17 protein-coding genes are annotated in these 17160 nt (G+C 59.4%); 6 read left to right on the plus strand and 11 right to left on the minus strand.

Annotated features, from left to right (window positions below):
- Positions 1-2: 2 nt before the first annotated feature.
- The 5 genes from QM647_RS05390 to QM647_RS05410 form a co-directional block, all read right to left on the minus strand.
- Entirely contained in the window at positions 3-722 is a 720-nt protein-coding gene (locus QM647_RS05390; RefSeq protein WP_414994446.1) for an inner membrane-spanning protein YciB, read from the minus strand.
- Positions 722-1672: a signal recognition particle-docking protein FtsY gene (gene ftsY, locus QM647_RS05395; RefSeq protein WP_414994447.1), complete on the minus strand. Its 951-nt coding sequence runs from the start codon at positions 1670-1672 to the stop codon at positions 722-724. The genes QM647_RS05390 and ftsY overlap by 1 nt, the downstream gene beginning before the upstream one ends.
- Positions 1669-2940 carry a tRNA (N(6)-L-threonylcarbamoyladenosine(37)-C(2))-methylthiotransferase MtaB gene (gene mtaB, locus QM647_RS05400; protein ID WP_414994448.1) on the minus strand — a complete coding sequence of 424 codons (1272 nt, stop codon included), beginning with the start codon at positions 2938-2940 and terminating at the stop codon, positions 1669-1671. Before mtaB ends, ftsY begins: the two co-directional genes overlap by 4 nt.
- Complete coding sequence (gene dapF, locus QM647_RS05405; RefSeq protein WP_414994449.1) at positions 2937-3770, minus strand: diaminopimelate epimerase; 834 nt, start codon at positions 3768-3770, stop codon at positions 2937-2939. The genes mtaB and dapF overlap by 4 nt, the downstream gene beginning before the upstream one ends.
- Positions 3771-3942: 172 nt before the next feature.
- Complete coding sequence (locus QM647_RS05410; protein WP_414994450.1) at positions 3943-6072, minus strand: M3 family metallopeptidase; 2130 nt, start codon at positions 6070-6072, stop codon at positions 3943-3945.
- A 130-nt stretch (positions 6073-6202) separates the two neighbouring features.
- On the opposite strand from QM647_RS05410, the gene QM647_RS05415 reads away from it, so the two are divergent.
- The 3 genes from QM647_RS05415 (at position 6203) to QM647_RS05425 (ending at position 8476) form a co-directional block, all read left to right on the plus strand.
- Entirely contained in the window at positions 6203-7072 is an 870-nt protein-coding gene (locus QM647_RS05415; protein ID WP_414994451.1) for a glutamate racemase, read from the plus strand.
- A 27-nt stretch (positions 7073-7099) separates the two neighbouring features.
- Positions 7100-7420, plus strand: coding sequence for a hypothetical protein (locus QM647_RS05420; RefSeq protein ID WP_414994452.1), 321 nt, complete (start codon positions 7100-7102; stop codon positions 7418-7420).
- Between the two features lie 123 nt (positions 7421-7543).
- Positions 7544-8476, plus strand: coding sequence for a TraB/GumN family protein (locus QM647_RS05425; protein ID WP_414994453.1), 933 nt, complete (start codon positions 7544-7546; stop codon positions 8474-8476).
- 161 nt (positions 8477-8637) lie between these two features.
- Here the strand turns inward: QM647_RS05425 and ahpF are convergent, their stop codons facing one another.
- The 3 genes from ahpF to QM647_RS05440 all read right to left on the minus strand — a co-directional run bounded on the left by ahpF (position 8638) and on the right by QM647_RS05440 (position 11628).
- Positions 8638-10224 carry an alkyl hydroperoxide reductase subunit F gene (gene ahpF, locus QM647_RS05430; protein ID WP_414994454.1) on the minus strand — a complete coding sequence of 529 codons (1587 nt, stop codon included), beginning with the start codon at positions 10222-10224 and terminating at the stop codon, positions 8638-8640.
- A gap of 180 nt (positions 10225-10404) precedes the next feature.
- On the minus strand, positions 10405-10968 hold the full coding sequence (gene ahpC, locus QM647_RS05435; RefSeq protein WP_414994455.1) for an alkyl hydroperoxide reductase subunit C: 564 nt from the start codon (positions 10966-10968) through the stop codon (positions 10405-10407).
- A gap of 111 nt (positions 10969-11079) precedes the next feature.
- Entirely contained in the window at positions 11080-11628 is a 549-nt protein-coding gene (locus QM647_RS05440; RefSeq protein WP_414994456.1) for a carboxymuconolactone decarboxylase family protein, read from the minus strand.
- 87 nt (positions 11629-11715) lie between these two features.
- On the opposite strand from QM647_RS05440, the gene QM647_RS05445 reads away from it, so the two are divergent.
- Together QM647_RS05445 and QM647_RS05450 are read left to right on the plus strand one after the other, a co-directional pair.
- Positions 11716-12636 carry a hydrogen peroxide-inducible genes activator gene (locus tag QM647_RS05445; protein WP_414994457.1) on the plus strand — a complete coding sequence of 307 codons (921 nt, stop codon included), beginning with the start codon at positions 11716-11718 and terminating at the stop codon, positions 12634-12636.
- Positions 12637-12638: 2 nt separating this feature from the next.
- On the plus strand, positions 12639-13061 hold the full coding sequence (locus QM647_RS05450) for a hypothetical protein (RefSeq protein ID WP_414994458.1): 423 nt from the start codon (positions 12639-12641) through the stop codon (positions 13059-13061).
- Here QM647_RS05450 and QM647_RS05455 read toward each other — a convergent pair whose 3' ends face one another.
- From QM647_RS05455 to QM647_RS05465, 3 genes are read right to left on the minus strand one after another with little or no spacing between them, the layout of a single operon-like run.
- On the minus strand, positions 13062-13442 hold the full coding sequence (locus tag QM647_RS05455) for a type II toxin-antitoxin system death-on-curing family toxin (RefSeq protein ID WP_414994459.1): 381 nt from the start codon (positions 13440-13442) through the stop codon (positions 13062-13064).
- The gene (locus QM647_RS05460) at positions 13443-13676 is read right to left on the minus strand and encodes a hypothetical protein (protein ID WP_414994460.1); all 234 of its coding nucleotides are present in this window, start codon (positions 13674-13676) and stop codon (positions 13443-13445) included.
- A 55-nt stretch (positions 13677-13731) separates the two neighbouring features.
- The gene (locus tag QM647_RS05465; protein WP_414994461.1) at positions 13732-15723 is read right to left on the minus strand and encodes an NAD(+) synthase; all 1992 of its coding nucleotides are present in this window, start codon (positions 15721-15723) and stop codon (positions 13732-13734) included.
- Between the two features lie 228 nt (positions 15724-15951).
- On the opposite strand from QM647_RS05465, the gene QM647_RS05470 reads away from it, so the two are divergent.
- Positions 15952-17154, plus strand: a complete 1203-nt coding sequence (locus tag QM647_RS05470) for a threonine ammonia-lyase (protein WP_414994462.1) — start codon at positions 15952-15954, stop codon at positions 17152-17154.
- Positions 17155-17160: the final 6 nt, after the last annotated feature.

The following is a 17160-nucleotide window of genomic DNA, read 5'->3' on the forward strand; positions in this document are numbered from 1 at the left end:
CGTCAGTGGCCGGCGGTTTCCGGTTCCGTGATCATGTTTTTCATCATGAAAGGCAGCAGGCAGATGGAGAGCAGGATCGGCCCACCGACCATGGAGCCCATTTTCCAGATCATCCAGACGCTGTCGGATTGCGTACGCCAGACCCCTTCATTGATCGCGGCCATAGCGAAATAGAACAGGGCATAATAGAGGGTCAGGCGCGGCCAGGCGGCGTCCTTCAGTTTCAGGGCATCGCCGAGTAGCAGCTTCAGCGGTTCCTTTTTCATCAGCAGCGCACCGAGCAGGATGCCGCCGATCAGCACATCGACAATGGTCATCTTGATCTTGACGAAGACCGGATCATGGGTGAGCACGGTCAGGATCGTCATCGGAATGGTGATGACGCAGGAAACCAGCGGAATCCAGGCGATGCGCTTTTCGGCGATCAGTCCGGCGATCAGCGCCAGTAGTGAGGCCGCGCCCAGCACGCCGGAGGCCCAGATCAGGGCGTCTTTCTGCGGCGTCAGTTTCAGCACCTTCCACACCAGGAAGGTCAGGCCGAAGGCGATCAGCGGGCCGTAATCAACGGCCATCTTGATGTAGTTCTGTTTGGGGGTGTCGGGCTTCAGCGCCAGCTCGGGATTGCTCTCGCCGAACTTTTCCGCCACGCCCGCCAGCGCCTTGTCCACGGCCTGATCGCCGTGTGTCACCGTATCGTCTACCGGCAGCTTGTTATCGGTCATCACTTATCTCCAAGCGGTTCGAGGCCGACCATGGAGCGGGCGAAATCACGCGCTTTGAAATCGTGCAGATCTTCGATGTCTTCGCCGACGCCGATCAGCTTGATAGGCGCGTCGGAGGCCTTGGCGATGGGGATCAGTATGCCGCCACGCGCCGTGCCGTCGAGCTTGGTCATGACGAGGCCGGAGACAAAGGCCTGACGGCCGAAAATCTGTTCCTGGCTGAGGGCATTGCGGCCGACCGTGGCATCGAGCACCAGCAGGGTTTCATGCGGCGCTTCGGGATCGACCTTCTTGATGACGCGGACGACCTTCAGCAGTTCATCCATCAGGGCCTGCTTGTTCTGCAGGCGGCCGGCGGTATCGATCAGGACGACATCGTAGCCGTCTTCCTTAGCCCTGATAAAGCTATCATAGGCCAGGCCCGCGGCATCAGCGCCGGTCTTGCGACCCATGAAATCGGCGCCGGCGCGTTCGGCCCAGACCTTGAGCTGCTCAACGGCGGCGGCACGGAAGGTATCGCCGGCTACGATCAGCACCTTGGCGCCGCTCTTGACCAGCTTGGCGGCGATCTTGCCCAGAGTCGTGGTCTTGCCGGAGCCATTGACGCCGACGAACAGCACAACATAGGGGCGCGGACCGGACAGGGGCTCAAACGTGCCTTCGTGGCCGACCAGCTCGTCCGAAAGCGCTTCGGCGAGCGCCGCGCGAACGGCATTGGGGTCTTTGGCAGACGTGAACTTCTGCTGCGCCATCTTGCCGGCGATAGTGGCGGCGATCTGCGGGCCCAGGTCGCTCTCGACCAGCAGGTCCTCCAGTTCCTCCAGCGCGGCATCGTCCAGCGCTTCCTTCTGCTGGAACACCTGCGTGACCGACTCGGTCAGGTTCTGCGAGGTCCGCGAAAGGCCATCGGTGAGGCGCTGGAACCAGCCCTTTTTCTTTTCTTCAGTCATACCGCTTGCTGTAGCTGAGTTTGGACAAGGCTGCCAATGACATGTTTGCCATCGTGGCCATGGATACGGATATCGCTGATGCCGCCGACCTCTGCCTCGCCTTCGAACACCACCTCTGTAAAATCGGCGGCGCGGGCGAAACCGGGCTTTTCGACAACGCACGAAAGCACACGGCCCTGCTGGCGATCGAGATGCCGAACCAGCGCGGTTTCTGCCTTGGCGCGCAGACGTGCGGCGCGTTCCTTGATCAGCGGACGTGGCAGTTGCGGCATCTTGGCCGCCGGGGTTTGCGGACGTGGCGAATAGGGGAAGGCGTGGACGAAGCTGAGGCCGGCCTCATCGACCAGCGACAGGCAGTTCTCGAAGGCCGCTTCGCTTTCGGTCGGGAAACCGGCGATCAGATCGGCGCCGAGCGCGATATCCGGCCGAGCGGTGCGCACCTTTTCCACCAAGGCCAGGGCATCGGCGCGCAGGTGGCGGCGCTTCATGCGCTTGAGGATCAGGTCGTCGCCATGTTGCAGGCTGAGATGCAGATAGGGCGCCAGGCGTTCTTCATCGCGCAGTACACCGAGCAGGGTGTCGTCTATCTCGGCGGCATCGATGGAGGAGAGGCGCAGGCGCTTCAGATCCGGCACCAGCTTGAGGATGCGCGCCACCAGATTGCCGAGTTGCGGCGTGCCCGGCAGGTCGGTCCCCCAGGAGGTCAGGTCTACGCCGGTAAGCACCACCTCATTGTAACCCTGCGCCACCAGCTTTTGCGTCTGGCTGATAACATCGCCCGCCGCTGCTGAGCGCGAATTGCCGCGGCCATAGGGGATGATGCAGAAGGTGCAGCGATGATCGCAGCCATTCTGCACCTCGACAAAGGCGCGGGCGCGGTCCTTCAGGCCATCGATCAGGTGACCGGCGGTTTCCTGTACCGAGAAGATATCGTTGACGACGATGCGGGCCGAATCCGGCGTCAGCCTGTACGAGCCGGCCTTTTGCTTGTCGCCATTGCCGATGATGAAATCGACCTCCGCCATGTTGGCGAAGGTGTCCGGATCGGTCTGGGCGGCGCAGCCGGTGACGATCAGCTTGGCGTCCGGGTTTTCCTTGCGGGCGCGGCGAATGGCCTGGCGCGCCTGACGCACGGCCTCGCCGGTGACGGCGCAGGTATTGAAGATGATGGCGTTGTCGAGCCCGTCTTCGGCGGCGGTCTTGCGGATGACCTCGCTCTCGTAGGAATTCAGGCGACAGCCGAAAGTGACGACATCTACCTTACTCACAGCGTGCCCTCGAACTCGACCTCGATCGGGCCGGTCATGATGACATGATCATTCTCTGCCCATGAAATGTGCAACGGACCGCCATCCATAATAACGGTGGCTGAACGATCCGTCAGGCCGCGACGGGCGGTGGCCACGAGCGTGGCGCAGGCGCCGGTGCCGCAGGCCTGGGTGATACCGGCACCGCGTTCCCAGACGCGCATGCGGACGGTCTGGCGGTCGATCACCTGCGCGAACTCGACATTGACGCCTTCGGGGAAGAGGGGGTGATTTTCGATCAGAGAGCCGGTGGCGGCGACATCGACGCTCATGACGTCATCGACGAAGAAGACCACATGCGGATTGCCCATGCTGACCGCGCACGGCGTATGATAAAGCGGCGCGTCGTAGGGGCCGACCTTCAGTTCCAGCCGCAGGGTGTCCATTTCCTCCGACAACGGAATTTCCCGCCAGTCGAGGCGCGGCTTGCCCATATCAACCGCCACGGTTCCGGTCTTTTCATCGGCCTTGATCACAATGGCCTTGGTCGCGCCGCCCAGCGTGTCGATCTTCAGGGTCTTCTCAGCGGCCTTCGGGTTCAGATACCAGCCCACGCAGCGCAGGGCATTGCCGCAGGTCTCGACCGTGCCGCCGTCATTGTTCCACACGCGCATAAAGGCATCGCCATCGTCGCTGCCTTCGATAGCGATCAGCTGATCAAAGCCAATGCCGGACGCACGATCACCCCAGGCGCGGATCTGCTCCGGCGCCGGTGTGAAGGCGGTGTCGCGAGCATCTACGACAATGAAATCATTGCCGAGGCCATTCATCTTGAGAAAAGGACGGGTCATTTCCGGCCTATATAGTCGTAATGACGCTGAAACTGTAGTGCTTTCTTGAATCTAGTGGGGCGTGGGGTCTGTGACCCCACATCTTCGACCTAATAAAAAAGCCCGACCTTAAGGCCGGGCTTTTTTATTAGGCAGGAAAGGCATGGGGCCGGAGGCCCCAAACCCCATAAGTTTAAGCGAAGCCCCGCAGACGCATCAACGCATCACGGTTGACATCGCGGCCCAGGAAATTGCGGAAGGCCACGTCCTGCGGGATGGTGTCGCCCACGCTCAGGATATGATCGAAGTAGTTTTTGGCGGTCGGGCCGTCGAAAGGCCCACCCTCCTTCATGAACTTCTCATAGGCGTCCGCCACCAGGGCATCCGACCACAGGTACGAGTAGTACCCCGCCGAATAGCCGTCATCGGCGAAGATGTGCGCGAACTGCGTCGGGCGGTGACGCATGACGATTTCCTTCGGCATGTTCAGCTTGGCCAGTTCGGTCTTTTCAAAGGCATCGATGTCGATATCCGTCTCGCCAGCCAGGTGATACTTCATGTCGATCAGCGCGCAGGCCAGATATTCGACCGTGGCGAAGCCTTGATTGAACTTCGATGACCGCACCAGTTTTTCCTGTAATTCGGCCGGCATCGGCTTGCCGGTTTCATAGTGGATGGCGAACTGGTTCAGCACCACCGGCAACGGCAGCCAGTGCTCGTTGAGTTGCGACGGGAACTCGACGAAGTCGGTCGCCGTATTGGTGCCGCCCTGCGATGGATAGTAGGCGTTCGAGCTGAGCGCATGGATGGCGTGGCCGAACTCATGGAACATGGTTTCGGCGTCATCCCACGAGATCAGGATCGGCTTGCCCGGCTCGGCCTTGATGAAGTTGCAGTTGTTCGAGCAGATGCAGATATGCTTCAGCATATAGGACTGGCCCTGATATTCGGTCTCCCAGGCACCGGAGGATTTGCCTTCGCGGGCGTAGGGGTCGTAGTACCAGACGCCGACCTGCTTACCGGCGCGCATCACCTTATAGGTCGTCACGTCCGGATGGAACACCGGCACATCGCTGACCTGGATGAACTCGAAGCCGTACATCTTGTTGGCGGCCCAGAACATGGCGTCCTGGATCTTGTTCAGTTGCAGGTAGGGCTTCACTTCCGACTCATCGAGATCGTACTTCGCCTTCTTCACCTTCTCGGAATAGAAGCGATAATCCCAGGCGGCGATGGTGATGTTGGCGCCTTCAGCATCGGCGATCTTCTGCATATCGGCCACTTCTTCGTGGACGCGATTGACCGCCGGACCCCAGACGGCTTCCATCAGGTTCATGGCGTTGTCCGGCGTCTTGGCCATGGCGACTTCGAGGCGCCAGTGGGCATGGGTCGGGTAGCCATAGAGCTTGGCGCGCTTTGCCCGCAACTTGAGAATCTGGGCGCCGATCTTCTTGTTGTCCCACTGGTCGTTATTGTCGCCGCGCATGATATAGGCGCGCCACACTTTTTCGCGCAGATCGCGGCGCGTCGAATAGGTGGTGAAGGGCTCCATAGCCGAGCGGGTGTTCTGCACGGCGTACATACCGTCCTTACCCAGTTCCTTGGCCTTTGAAGCCAGAGCCGCGATGAAGGGGTCCGGCAGGCCGGCGAGATCGTCCTTGGTGATGAAGGTGGCCTGAGCCTCGTCATGCTTCAGATTGTTGGAGAAGCTGTTGAACAGGGTGGCCAGTTGCTGGTTGATGTCAGCGACCTCCTTCTTCTGCGCATCCGAAAGCTTGGCGCCGGCGCGGACGAAATTGTTGTACTTTTTCCACAGCAGGCGGTCCTGCTGCGGATTGAGTTTCAGCTTCTCGCGCTGATTATAGACCGTCTCGATACGCTGGAAGAGGTCCGCATTCTGCATGATCTCGTCGCCAAAGGCCGCTTTGATCGGCGACAGCTTGGCGGAGACATCAGGGAAGCCGCCGGTCGAGAGATTGGAGTCCCACACATTATAGACTGTACCGACGCGATCATAGGCGGCGCCGGAGGTCTCGTAGGCCTCGATAACGCTCTGAAAGGTCGGGGCCGAGCGCTTCAGGGTGATCGCCTTGATCTCGGCGCGCATTTCATCCATCGCGGCCAGGGTTGCCGGCTCGAAATCGGCGATCTTCACCTTGTCGAAGGCAGGCACACCGCCATAAGGGCCGGTCCAGGGCTGGGTCAGATAGGCGGTAGCGATGGCGACGCCTCCTTGCGCAAAGGTTGGCCCGGCAAGGGCGGCAGTGCCGGCACCGGCCATAAGACCCAGGGCGGTGCGGCGGTTCATTTTGGATGAAGGCATTGTGAACTCCTTTATGGGTTCAGGGTAGAAAAAGTCCGTTTACGGCACAGGACAAAAGTCGTAACTGATGAACCTATAGACCGCAACAAACGCGGCCAAATTAAGTTTTCGTAACACAGGAAATCAGTTCATGGCGTTTGGCGTTTTTGATTCCGGCATTGGTGGTTTGAGCATTCATCGCGCCCTGGTCGACCGGATGCCGCAGGCTGACTTCGTCTATCTCGCCGATCAGAAACACGCGCCCTATGGCGATCGCTCCGGTGAGGAGATCGTTGAGCTGACCCGCCAGGGCTGTGAGACCCTGTTCGAAGCCGGCGCCTCTCTGGTGGTGCTGGGCTGCAATACCGCTTCCGCCGTGGCCCTGCGTCGTTTGCAATCGACCTGGCTGGCCCAGTTTCGCAAAACCTATAAGCGTCCGGTCAATGTGCTGGGGATTATCGTCCCCACCATCGAGGCCGCCACCGGCCTGCCCTGGGAGCACGAGGCCGAACGCCGTGGCGAGAAGATCGAAAAGCTGGATGTGATCGGCGTGTTCTCGACCGTCGCCACCGCCCGTTCGCGCGTCTATGAAATCGAGATCGACAAGCGCCGCCAGGATATTGCCGTCTTCTCGGAAGCCTGTTCGGGACTGGCGGATCTGATCGAACGCGGGGCCTCGCGCGAAGACCTCTCGGCCAAGATCAAAGGCCATGTCGAAAGCTTACGCATTCGCATCGGCCGCTATCCCGATCGTGCCATCCTTGGCTGCACCCACTATGAACTGGTGGCCGATCTTTTCCGCGAACACCTGCCGACGGGTACACCTCTGATCCATCAGCCGGCACCGGTCTCCAAGGCTCTCGCCGACTATATCGAGCGCCATCCGGAATATGAAATCGGCAATGCCGGCCGCCGCGAATTCCTGACCACCGGCGAACCCCGTATGCAATCCGCTCTGATCGAGGCCTTCTGGGGCGCGCCTTTGACTTTCAAAGCGGCGGACGCGGTCAAGGCCGCGTAAAGATTTGCGCTTAAGAAGATGCGGAAAATGAAATCTCAGTCGTTGATTAGTGCATTTATCTGCTTGTTACTTGCGTCCTGCTCGGCGCACGACGTCGTAACCTACGCCACTTTTAAAAAAATATCAGCAGAATACACGGCGAATCCGACTGGAATTCCGTTTGCTGATGTGCGGAAAATCGTGGGTTCAGAGCCGAAATTAAGCAAGGGCGAGAATGTAGATGGCATTTTAGTTGCCAAGGTGCCAGGGGAAGCCGTGTATTATTGGATAAATAAAGATGGTTCAAACATTAGCGTCACAGTGGATAATGGAATGGTAACCGGTCTTGCCGAATCTGCACTTGATTAAAGGAATATAATATTATTTCACAAAAGGTAATGTCTGCCACTTTGTTTCCTGTTGTAAACGTTTGAACTGCATAAAAGAGTCATAATATGCGGGTAGGCTGACAGTTCTTCCCAGGAATGTGCCATGTCCCGCCTGAAAGCCCTGATCGCTGTGCTTATTCTTCTGGTCATGCCTCAGATGGCGATGGCTCAGGAAGACTGGCCCGATACGGAAATCGTCGTGAAGGGCAAAATCGCTGCGGGGCCGGCCCTGTGGCGCGTTACCAAGGGCGACAGCCAGGTCATTATTCTGGGCATACTTCCGGTTTTCCCGAAGAAACAAACCTGGAGCACGAAGCGGGTCGAAGGCGCCCTGCGCGGCGCCAATGGCCTGATCACGCCGCCGGCCAGCAGCACAGGCGTTGGCGATCTCTGGCTGATGATGTCGAAAAAAGGCCTGCCCAATCGCCGCACGCTTAAGGAAGACCTGCCACCGGCGCTCTATGCCCGCTATGAGTCCACCGCCAGGCGCGCTGGCATTCCGATCAAGGATTTCGCCCGCGACAAGCCGGTCTGGGCCGGTGCCCGCCTGCGCCGGGAAGTCCTGCAAAAATATGGCCTGAGCGATGATGCCACCGTCTCGGTTGTCCGGCGTCTGGCCGGGGAGGCTGGCGTGCCGGTCCGCGCCGCCGGGCGTTATGACATGGGGCCGCTGTTCAAGACGGTCAACGCCATGGACGATGCCGCAAGCCAGGCCTGCCTGACCTATACGCTGGACGATATCGACTTCGACCTCGATCGCGCCCCTGTTGCCGCCAGGGCCTGGGCGGTTGGCGACATCTCGACCGTCCGCGCCAATTACCAGGGATCGGCGCTGATGAAATGCCTGTCCGGTTCACCTGCCGCGGCCGCCATGCTCGATCGCGGGGTCAGCGATTCCCTGCGGGCGATCACTGCCGCCACCGCCCGGCCTGGCAAGACAGTGGCCGTTTTGCCGCTGGCGATTCTGCTGCGCAAGGGTGGCGTTCTGGAACGCCTGCGCGCCGCCGGATACAGCGTGTCGTCGCCGCAGGAATAGGGCAGGCAAGGGGTCACAGACCCCTTGACCCCTGAACACGATAGCGATTAGTCCACTAAACAACAAAAAACCGGGCCTCAAGAGGTCCGGTTTTTTGTTGTTTAAACGATTAAACATTGTCGAGTTATGAGGTTCAGGAGGCTGTGCCTCCTGGCCTTAACCTACTCCGCGGCAATATCCACCGGCACCGATGTCCGGATCAGGTGATCGAAGGCCGACAGCGCCGCCTTGGAGCCTTCGCCCATGGCAATGACGATCTGCTTATACGGCACGGTGGTGGCGTCGCCGGCGGCAAAGATGCCGTGCGCCGAGGTTTCGCCGCGGTCATTGATCTCGATCTCGCCACGCGGGGAGAGGTTGATCGTGCCCTTCAGCCATTCGGTATTGGGCAACAGGCCGATCTGGACGAAGATGCCTTCCAATTCGATCGTGTGCGTTACGTCATGGATGCGATCCTTGTAGACCAGGCCGGTCACCTTGGCGCCATCACCCAGGACTTCCGTGGTCTGGGCTTCGGTGATGACCGTCACGTTCGGCAGGCTGTAGAGCTTGCGTTGCAGCACGGCGTCGGCGCGCAGTTCCGGTGCGAATTCCAGCAGGGTGACATGGGCCACGATGCCGGCCAGGTCGATGGCCGCCTCGACGCCGGAATTGCCGCCGCCGATGACCGACACGCGCTTGCCCTTGAAGAGCGGACCATCGCAGTGCGGGCAATAGGCCACGCCCTTGTTGCGGTACTGATCTTCACCGGGCACGCCCATCTGGCGCCAGCGGGCGCCGGTGGAGATGACCACGGTGCGGGCGCGCACGGCGGCGCCGCTTTCCAGACACACTTCCGCCAGACCGCCGGGCTCGGACGCCGGGATCAGCGCCGTCGCCTTTTGCAGGTTCATGATGTCGACTTCGTATTCCTTGACGTGCTGCTCCAGCGCTGTGGCCAGCTTTGGCCCTTCGGTGTGCGAGACCGAGATGAAATTCTCGATCGCCATGGTGTCGAGCACCTGGCCGCCGAAACGCTCGGCCACCACGCCGGTGCGGATGCCCTTGCGCGCTGCATAGATGGCCGCGGCCGCGCCGGCCGGACCGCCGCCGACGACCAGAACGTCGAATTCCGACTTGGCGTCGATCTTGGCGGCTTCACGCTGATGCGCGCCGGTATCGATCTTGGCGAGGATCTGCTCTAGGCCCATGCGCCCCTGACCGAAAGGTTCGCCATTGACCAGGATGGTCGGCACGGCCATGACCTGGCGCGCCTCGACCTCGTCCTTGAACAGGCCGCCATCGATAGCGACGTGCTTGATCTTGGGATTGAGCACGCTCATCAGGTTCAGCGCCTGCACCACATCGGGGCAGTTCTGGCAGGTCAGCGAGAAATAGGTCTCGAATTTCAGTTCGCCGTCGATATCCAGCGCTTTGACCTGCTCGATCACGTCGGCTTCGACGCGTGGCGGGTGACCACCGACTTGCAGCAGGGCCAGAACCAGAGAGGTGAATTCGTGGCCCATCGGCAGGCCAGCAAAGGTGACGCTGATATCGGAACCGGGGCGAACGATAGCGAAGGAAGGCACGCGGGCATCGCTGCCATCGGTCTTCAGCGAGACCTTATCCGAGGCCTCGACGATATCGTTCAACAGCTCGACCATTTCGCGCGATTTCGCGCTGTCATCGACCGTAGCGACCAGTTCGATCGGCGTCCGGAGGTTTTCCAGATACGCCTTCAGTTGCGTCTTTAACCCTGCGTCAAGCATGGTGATACTCCGTTAGAAATAGGGGGAAATCATTGTCCATATTCAGGCTCCGCAAAGCCTGGATAAGGAGAATAACTCTAAGCAAAGAAGTGAAAAGCGCCCGCAGGGTCGCCCCTAGGGCGCTTTTCTCAAATTCAAAGGGGGTTCATGGGGGAAAGATCGTTTCCCCCATGCCTTGGATTAGATCTTGCCGACGAGATCGAGCGAAGGGGCGAGCGTCTTTTCGCCTTCTTCCCACTTGGCCGGGCAGACTTCGCCGGGGTGCGAAGCGACGTATTGCGCGGCCTTGACCTTGCGGAGCAGTTCGGTGGCGTTACGGCCGACGCCTTCCGAGGTGATTTCCATGAACTGGATGATGCCGTCCGGATCGACCAGGAAGGTGCCGCGGTCGGCCAGACCGACGCCCGGACGCATCACGTCGAAGTTGTTGGTGATGGTGCCGGACTGGTCGCCGACCATGTAGTAGTTGATCTTGCCGATGGCGGGCGAGGTGTCGTGCCAGGCCTTGTGCGAGAAATGCGTGTCGGTCGAGACCGAGAACACTTCGACGTTCAGCTTTTGCAGTTCCGGATAGATGCCGGCCAGGTCTTCCAGCTCGGTCGGGCACACGAAGGTGAAATCGGCCGGATAGAAGAAGAAGATGGACCACTTGCCCTTGGTGTCGGCATCCGAAACGTCGACGAACTTGCCTTCCTTGTAAGCGGTCGCTTTGAACGGCTTAATGGCGGTGTTGATGAGAGCCATGGTGAGTATTTCCTTGATAAGTGTGAAACCGGGTAAGCGGTACGGCCGGACAATCGCTTAAAACGTTCAATAGGGCAAATTTCTTTTATTTTATTTTTGCATAGATTTTTCTTATAAAGACGTGTCCGGATGAATTGACGCGCTCTCGGCACGCAGCACGGCTGAAATGGCATTGACCGTGGCGGCGATACGCAGGGCCGCCTGCACCTGGAGCGCGCTGACGCCATGGCCGCGCAGCACCTTTTCGTGGCTGTCCATGCACAGGCCGCAGGCATTTACCGCCGAAACTGCCAGCGCCCACAGTTCGAAATCGACCTTGTCGATGCCCGGATTGGTCAGGATGTTCATGCGCAGACCGGAACGCATCTTTTCGTATTCCTTGTTCTGCATCAGATGCAGGGCACGGAAATAGACATTGTTCAGGCCCATAATGGCCGCGGCAGCCTTGGCGGCGGTGATGGCTTCGGGCGCGATGATCTTTGCGGCGGCCGCTTCGATATTCTGCACCACGGCCGGCACGCCGATGGCATGGGCGCAGGACAGGAAGGCCCCCCATTTCTGCTGCTCGTTCAATATAGTCTCTGCCAGCAGGTTGGTCAGGTTCAGCGACAGATCGCGGGCATAGGCGGGGATCAGGCTTTGCAGGGTTTCGATAGACATTACGGGCCTCGGATTTGGATTAAATACTTCGTATCGAATATGTTTATGAATTTTGACAATTCAATAAACTGATCTTATATTGCCATCATGCTTCCCACTCTCAGACAATTGCAATATCTCAAGCTGCTGGCCGAACATAAGAGCTTCGGCGGCGCGGCGGAAGCGGCTTTCGTGTCGCAGCCCGCGCTCTCATCCGGCATCGCCGAACTGGAAAAGATCCTGGGCGTGCGTGTCGTTGATCGCTCGCGCGGACAGGTCATCCTGACGGCCGTCGGCGAGGAAACGCTCAGACGTTCGGAAGACATTCTGGCGCGCGCCGAAGATCTGGTGGAAGCGGCGCGCGGCGCCAACCGCCCGCTGACCGGACGTTTCCGGTTGGGTGTCATCCCCACGGTCGCGCCCTTCCTGCTGCCCAAGGCCCTGCTCAAGCTGCGCAAGGATTTTCCCGACCTGCGGCTCTTTCTGCGCGAGGACCAGACGGCCCGCCTGATCGCTTCGCTGAAATCCGGTGCGCTCGATGCCGCCGTCATTGCCCTGCCCTATGATCTGGCGGGACTCGATCATGCTTTTATCTGCAAGGACGAGATTGTTGCTGCCACGCCGCTGGGCCATCGCCTGTCTGGTGGCGATCGCATTGCGCCGGAAGACCTGAAAAACGAGGAACTAATCCTGCTGGAGGACGGCCACTGCCTGCGTGATCATGCTTTGGCTGCCTGTTCCTGGACCTCGCCGACCGGTACCTCGGAATCGCTGTCGACCTATGCCACCAATCATGGTGGCGGCTTCGCGGCGACCTCGCTCAATACGCTGGTGCAGATGGTCGGTTCGGGCCTCGGTGTCTCCCTGCTGCCGGCGATGGCGGTCGAATCGGGCATGGTGAAGGCCGATGAGGTCTGCGTGCGCCCCCTTGCCTCGGATCACGCCTTCCGCGATATTGTCGTTATCTGGCGCGCCGGTTCGAGCCGTGCGGCTGAGGCGCGTTTGCTGGCCGAAAAGCTCAAGGAGTAGATATGCGCATTGCCTGTGCTGCCCTTGTTTTGCTGGCTCTGACCGGATGTTCGAAGCCGGCACCGGAAGCGGCCGATGCCTCTGTTTCCGCCGAAGCGCCGCCGCCGGTCAGCGATGACTGGCCCGGCAAGTACGAGGGCGACCTGATGGTGCGGGTCAGCGGCACGCCGGGCGCGCACAAGGTGGTTCTGGTGGCCGCGACGGCCGATGGCTGCACCGGCGATATCGGCCTGGCCGGCGGCGAGACGGCAAAGGATATATCACCCGACGCACTCGGCCTGACCCTGCAACCGGACGAGACTACGACCTGCACGGTTACCATCAAAAAAGACGGTGACCGGCTGACCGTTTCTGAAAGCGGCATCTGCACGACCTATCATGGTTTATCGTGCAGCTTTAATGGCTCGGCGGTTAGGTTGAAATAGTCAGAGCGTCAATGGAGCGGCATGTTTACGAAGCCACGGCTCCAAGGCTTCAAAACGGAAGCTGTGCGTATCGTAAAGACAATTTACGAATACCCATAGATCATCATCCGGCACGACAATATCCAGACCGTTGAGGTTCAGGAACATCAACATCGAAGACAGGGCCGTCCGTTTATTGCCGTCGACGAACGGATGATTTTGCGACAGACTTTCCCAGAGAGCGGCCGCTTCCGCTATCAGATCGGCATAATAGCCTGTCTGCGGACGGAATAGGGCGGACTCAAGTTGTCCGGGATCGCGCACGCCTGATGCCCCGCCATGACGCATAAGTTGATCCTCATGAATTCTGAGGACCTGCCGGACAGTTAGATAACGGGTCACCTACTTGGCAAGTTTCTCGAAGACGCTGGCATAGCGGTCATGGTTACGCTTCATGAGCATTTCGAAATCGGGTTCCGTCTTGGTTTCTTGCCGCGCTTCCAGCAGCTTACCGACGGCTTCCTCGACCAATGATTGTAACTGCCGGCCTTCTGACTTAGCCAGGGCACGCAATTCGGCCAGCAGGGCGCTGTCCATCTGGGTGGCGAATTTTTCTCTGGGCTGATGTTCGGTCATGGTGGTCTCTTCGCTGGACTCCTGACAGCACCTTATCATGAAATTTCATGATAGGCTATATCTCCGGCACGTTCGCCTTCAATTCCTCCAGCCAGATCTTGGCATTGGCGTCCGAGGGCATGCGCCAGTCGCCGCGCGGGCTGAGGGCGCCGCCGGAGATCAGTTTCGGTCCATTGGGGACGGCCGAGCGTTTGAACTGTGAGATCGTAAAGAAGCGGAACAGGAACAGTTCCAGCCATTTCCGGATTTCAGGAAGCGTGTATTTTCCCTGCCAGGCCTGCCAGCTCAGGAAGGCGACCTTGGAAGGTTTCAGGCCATAGCGTGTGATGTAATAGAGGTTGAAGTCCTGAAGCTCGTAGGGACCGACCTTATCCTCCGTCTTCTGGATCACGCCGGCCTCGATCGGTACCAGTTCCGGCGAGATTTCACGCGTCAGTACCGATTGCAGAATACGGCCGGTTTTCACGTCGAACTCCCGCGCCGCCGCCCAGCGGATCAGATGCTGGATCAGGGTCTTGGGCGCGCCGCAATTGACATTGTAGTGGCTCATATGGTCGCCGACACCATAGGTACACCAGCCAAGCGCCAGTTCGCTGAGGTCGCCCGTGCCGACAACAAACCCCTTCTTTTCACCCGCCAGCCGGAAAAGGAAGTCGGTGCGCAGGCCCGCCTGGACGTTCTCGAAATTGACGTCATAGACCTTTTCGCCGCGCGAATAGGGGTGGCCGATATCCATCAGCATCCGCTTAGCCGCCGGGCGTATATCGAGCACTTCACCCGAAATGCCCAGCGCCTTCATCAGCTTCAGCGCGTCGTTCTTCGTGCCGGTCGAGGTGCCGAAGCCAGGCATGGTGTAGCCATGGATATTGGCGCGCGGCAGGCCCAGCCGGTCGAACGCCTTGCAGGCGACTATCACGGCATGGGTGGAATCGAGCCCGCCGGAAATGCCGATGACGACATTCTGCGTGCGGCTGGTCGAGAGCCGCTGCATCAGGCCATGGACCTGAATATTGAAGGCCTCATAGCAATCCTCGTCCAGCCGTTCCGGATCGGCGGGCACGTAAGGAAAGCGCGCGACGTGACGGTGGAAATCGATCAGGTCGTGTGCGTCGTGGTCGAACAGATTGACGGTGATGTCAGCGGCCACGGTTTGGCGGGCATCGTTGAAGGTAACGGTGCGCAGGCGCTCATTGGCGATGCGGTCGACATCGATATCGGCCAGGGTCAGGCTGTCCGAGGTGAAGCGCTCCCCCTCGGCGATCAATTCGCCCAGTTCATAGATCAATGACTGACCATCCCAGGAAAGATCGGTGGTCGATTCGCCCGGTCCGGCGGCGGAATAGGCATAGGCGCAAAACATTCGCTCGGAAGCGGCGGCGCACAGACGCTTGCGGGCGCGCGACTTGCCAACTACGACCGGAGAAGCGGACAAATTGACGATAATATTGGCGCCGTGCAGGGCCAGTGCGGTTGAGGGCGTCTGCGGCACCCACAGATCCTCGCAGATTTCGACGCCGAAGGTGAAGGCTTCGAAATCCTGCGCGCGGAAAATCTGATCTGTGCCGACCCGGACCGGCTGGCCCGCCAGTTCGATAAAGGTCGGCGCCAGGTCGGCGGCCGAGGCAAACCAGCGCTTCTCATAATATTCACGGTAATTGGGCAGGAAGGTCTTTGGCACTATCCCTAAGCACCGTCCCTGATGAATGACGGCGGCGCAATTATAGATGGCACCTTCGATCCGCATCGGCAGGCCCACCACAAGGACCGGCCGTATATCGCCGGAAATGGCGATCAGTTCACTGAGCGCGCCTTTTGCGGCCTGCAACAGGACATCCTGCGTGAACAGGTCGTCAATGGCATAGGCCGATAGCGACAGCTCCGGAAAGACGACCAAATCAGCGCCAGCGGCTTCCGCCCGGCGCGCCAGCACCAGATGTTCGGTCAGATTGGCCTGCGGATCGGCGATATGGACCTTCGGGGTGACGCAGGCGATGCGAACGAAACCGTGAACAGCCGGAGAGAAGAAGTCGGGCACATTTTCGATCATTTTCGCTATTCTCCGGCTGAATTTACACGCAACATAAGCATTAAGTTGCGTGAATCCAAACAAGCATACGCCATTTGAGTATTTTTGCGGTCAAATTTGGAAAATTTTGATGAAGCCAGATCAAAATTGTAAATATAATTTCATTTGTAATTAAATATCTAATGTTTTTCGATACCGTGGCATTTTTTGAAAGCCACGCCCGGTCGCCTCTGGTAAGGGAGGCCCATTATGACCGTTACGTTTTCAGATATCGAAGCCGCCGCCGAACGCATCCAGGGCCATGTCGTGCGCACGCCCTGTGCCTTCTCGCAACGCCTGAGCGCGGTGACGAAGACGAAGCTGTGGCTCAAGTCGGAAAACCAGCAATATACCTCGGCCTTCAAGGAACGCGGTGCGCTCAACAAACTGCTTCAGCTGAACGCAGATGAAAAGTCGCGCGGCGTCTTCGCGGCCTCTGCCGGCAACCACGCCCAAGGTCTGGCCTATCACGCCAAACGCCTCGGTATCCCGGCCACCATCGTCATGCCGATCGGCACGCCCTTCGTGAAGGTCGAGAAGACCCTGGGCTATGGCGCCGAGGTGGTGATCGAGGGCCACAGTTATGACGAGGCCTCTGTTATCGCGCAAAAGCTGTGTAACGAAAAGGGCGGGGTCTATGTCCATCCGTTCAATGATGAGCAGGTCCTGACCGGCCAGGGTACCCTGGTTATGGAAATGCTGCAGGATGTGCCGGAACTCGATGTTATTCTGGTGCCGATCGGTGGCGGCGGCCTGATCGCCGGCGCGGCCATCGCCGCCAAGGCGATGAAGCCATGGATCAAGATCATCGGTGTCGAAGCGGCCATGTTTCCTTCCTTCACCGCCCGCCGCCGGGGCATGCCGATCCCGATGGGAGGCGCCACCATTGCCGAGGGCATCGCGGTCAAGGAAGTGGGAGATATCAGCTTCGATCTGGCCAATCCACTGGTCGATGATGTGCTGATCATCGATGAGGCCGATTTCGAACACGCCATCGCCGCCCTGGCCAATGTCGAGAAAACCGTCACCGAAGGCGCCGGCGCTGCCGGTCTGGCCGCCGTCATGCGCTATCCTGACCGTTTCGAGGGTCTGAATGTCGGCCTGATCCTCTGCGGTGGCAATATCGATCTGCGTCTGCTCGCCAGCGTGCTCCAGCGCGAACTGGTCCGTGAAAAACGCCTTGTCACCTACCGCATTCTGGGTGACGATCGCCCCGGCATGTTGTCGCGCATGGCCGATGTTATCGCCGAAAAGGGCGGCAATATCGTCGATGTGGCGCATAACCGCCTGGTGCTCGATGTCCCCGCCAAGGGGGCAGAGTTCGACATCATGGTGGAAACGCAAGGCCCGCGTCATGCCTTTGAAATTTCAGAAGCCCTCAGGAGCACAGGCTATGCCCTCCGCATGGATTAAAAAGAC

The organism is Asticcacaulis sp. (assembly GCF_047605585.1).
Lineage (GTDB): Bacteria > Pseudomonadota > Alphaproteobacteria > Caulobacterales > Caulobacteraceae > Asticcacaulis.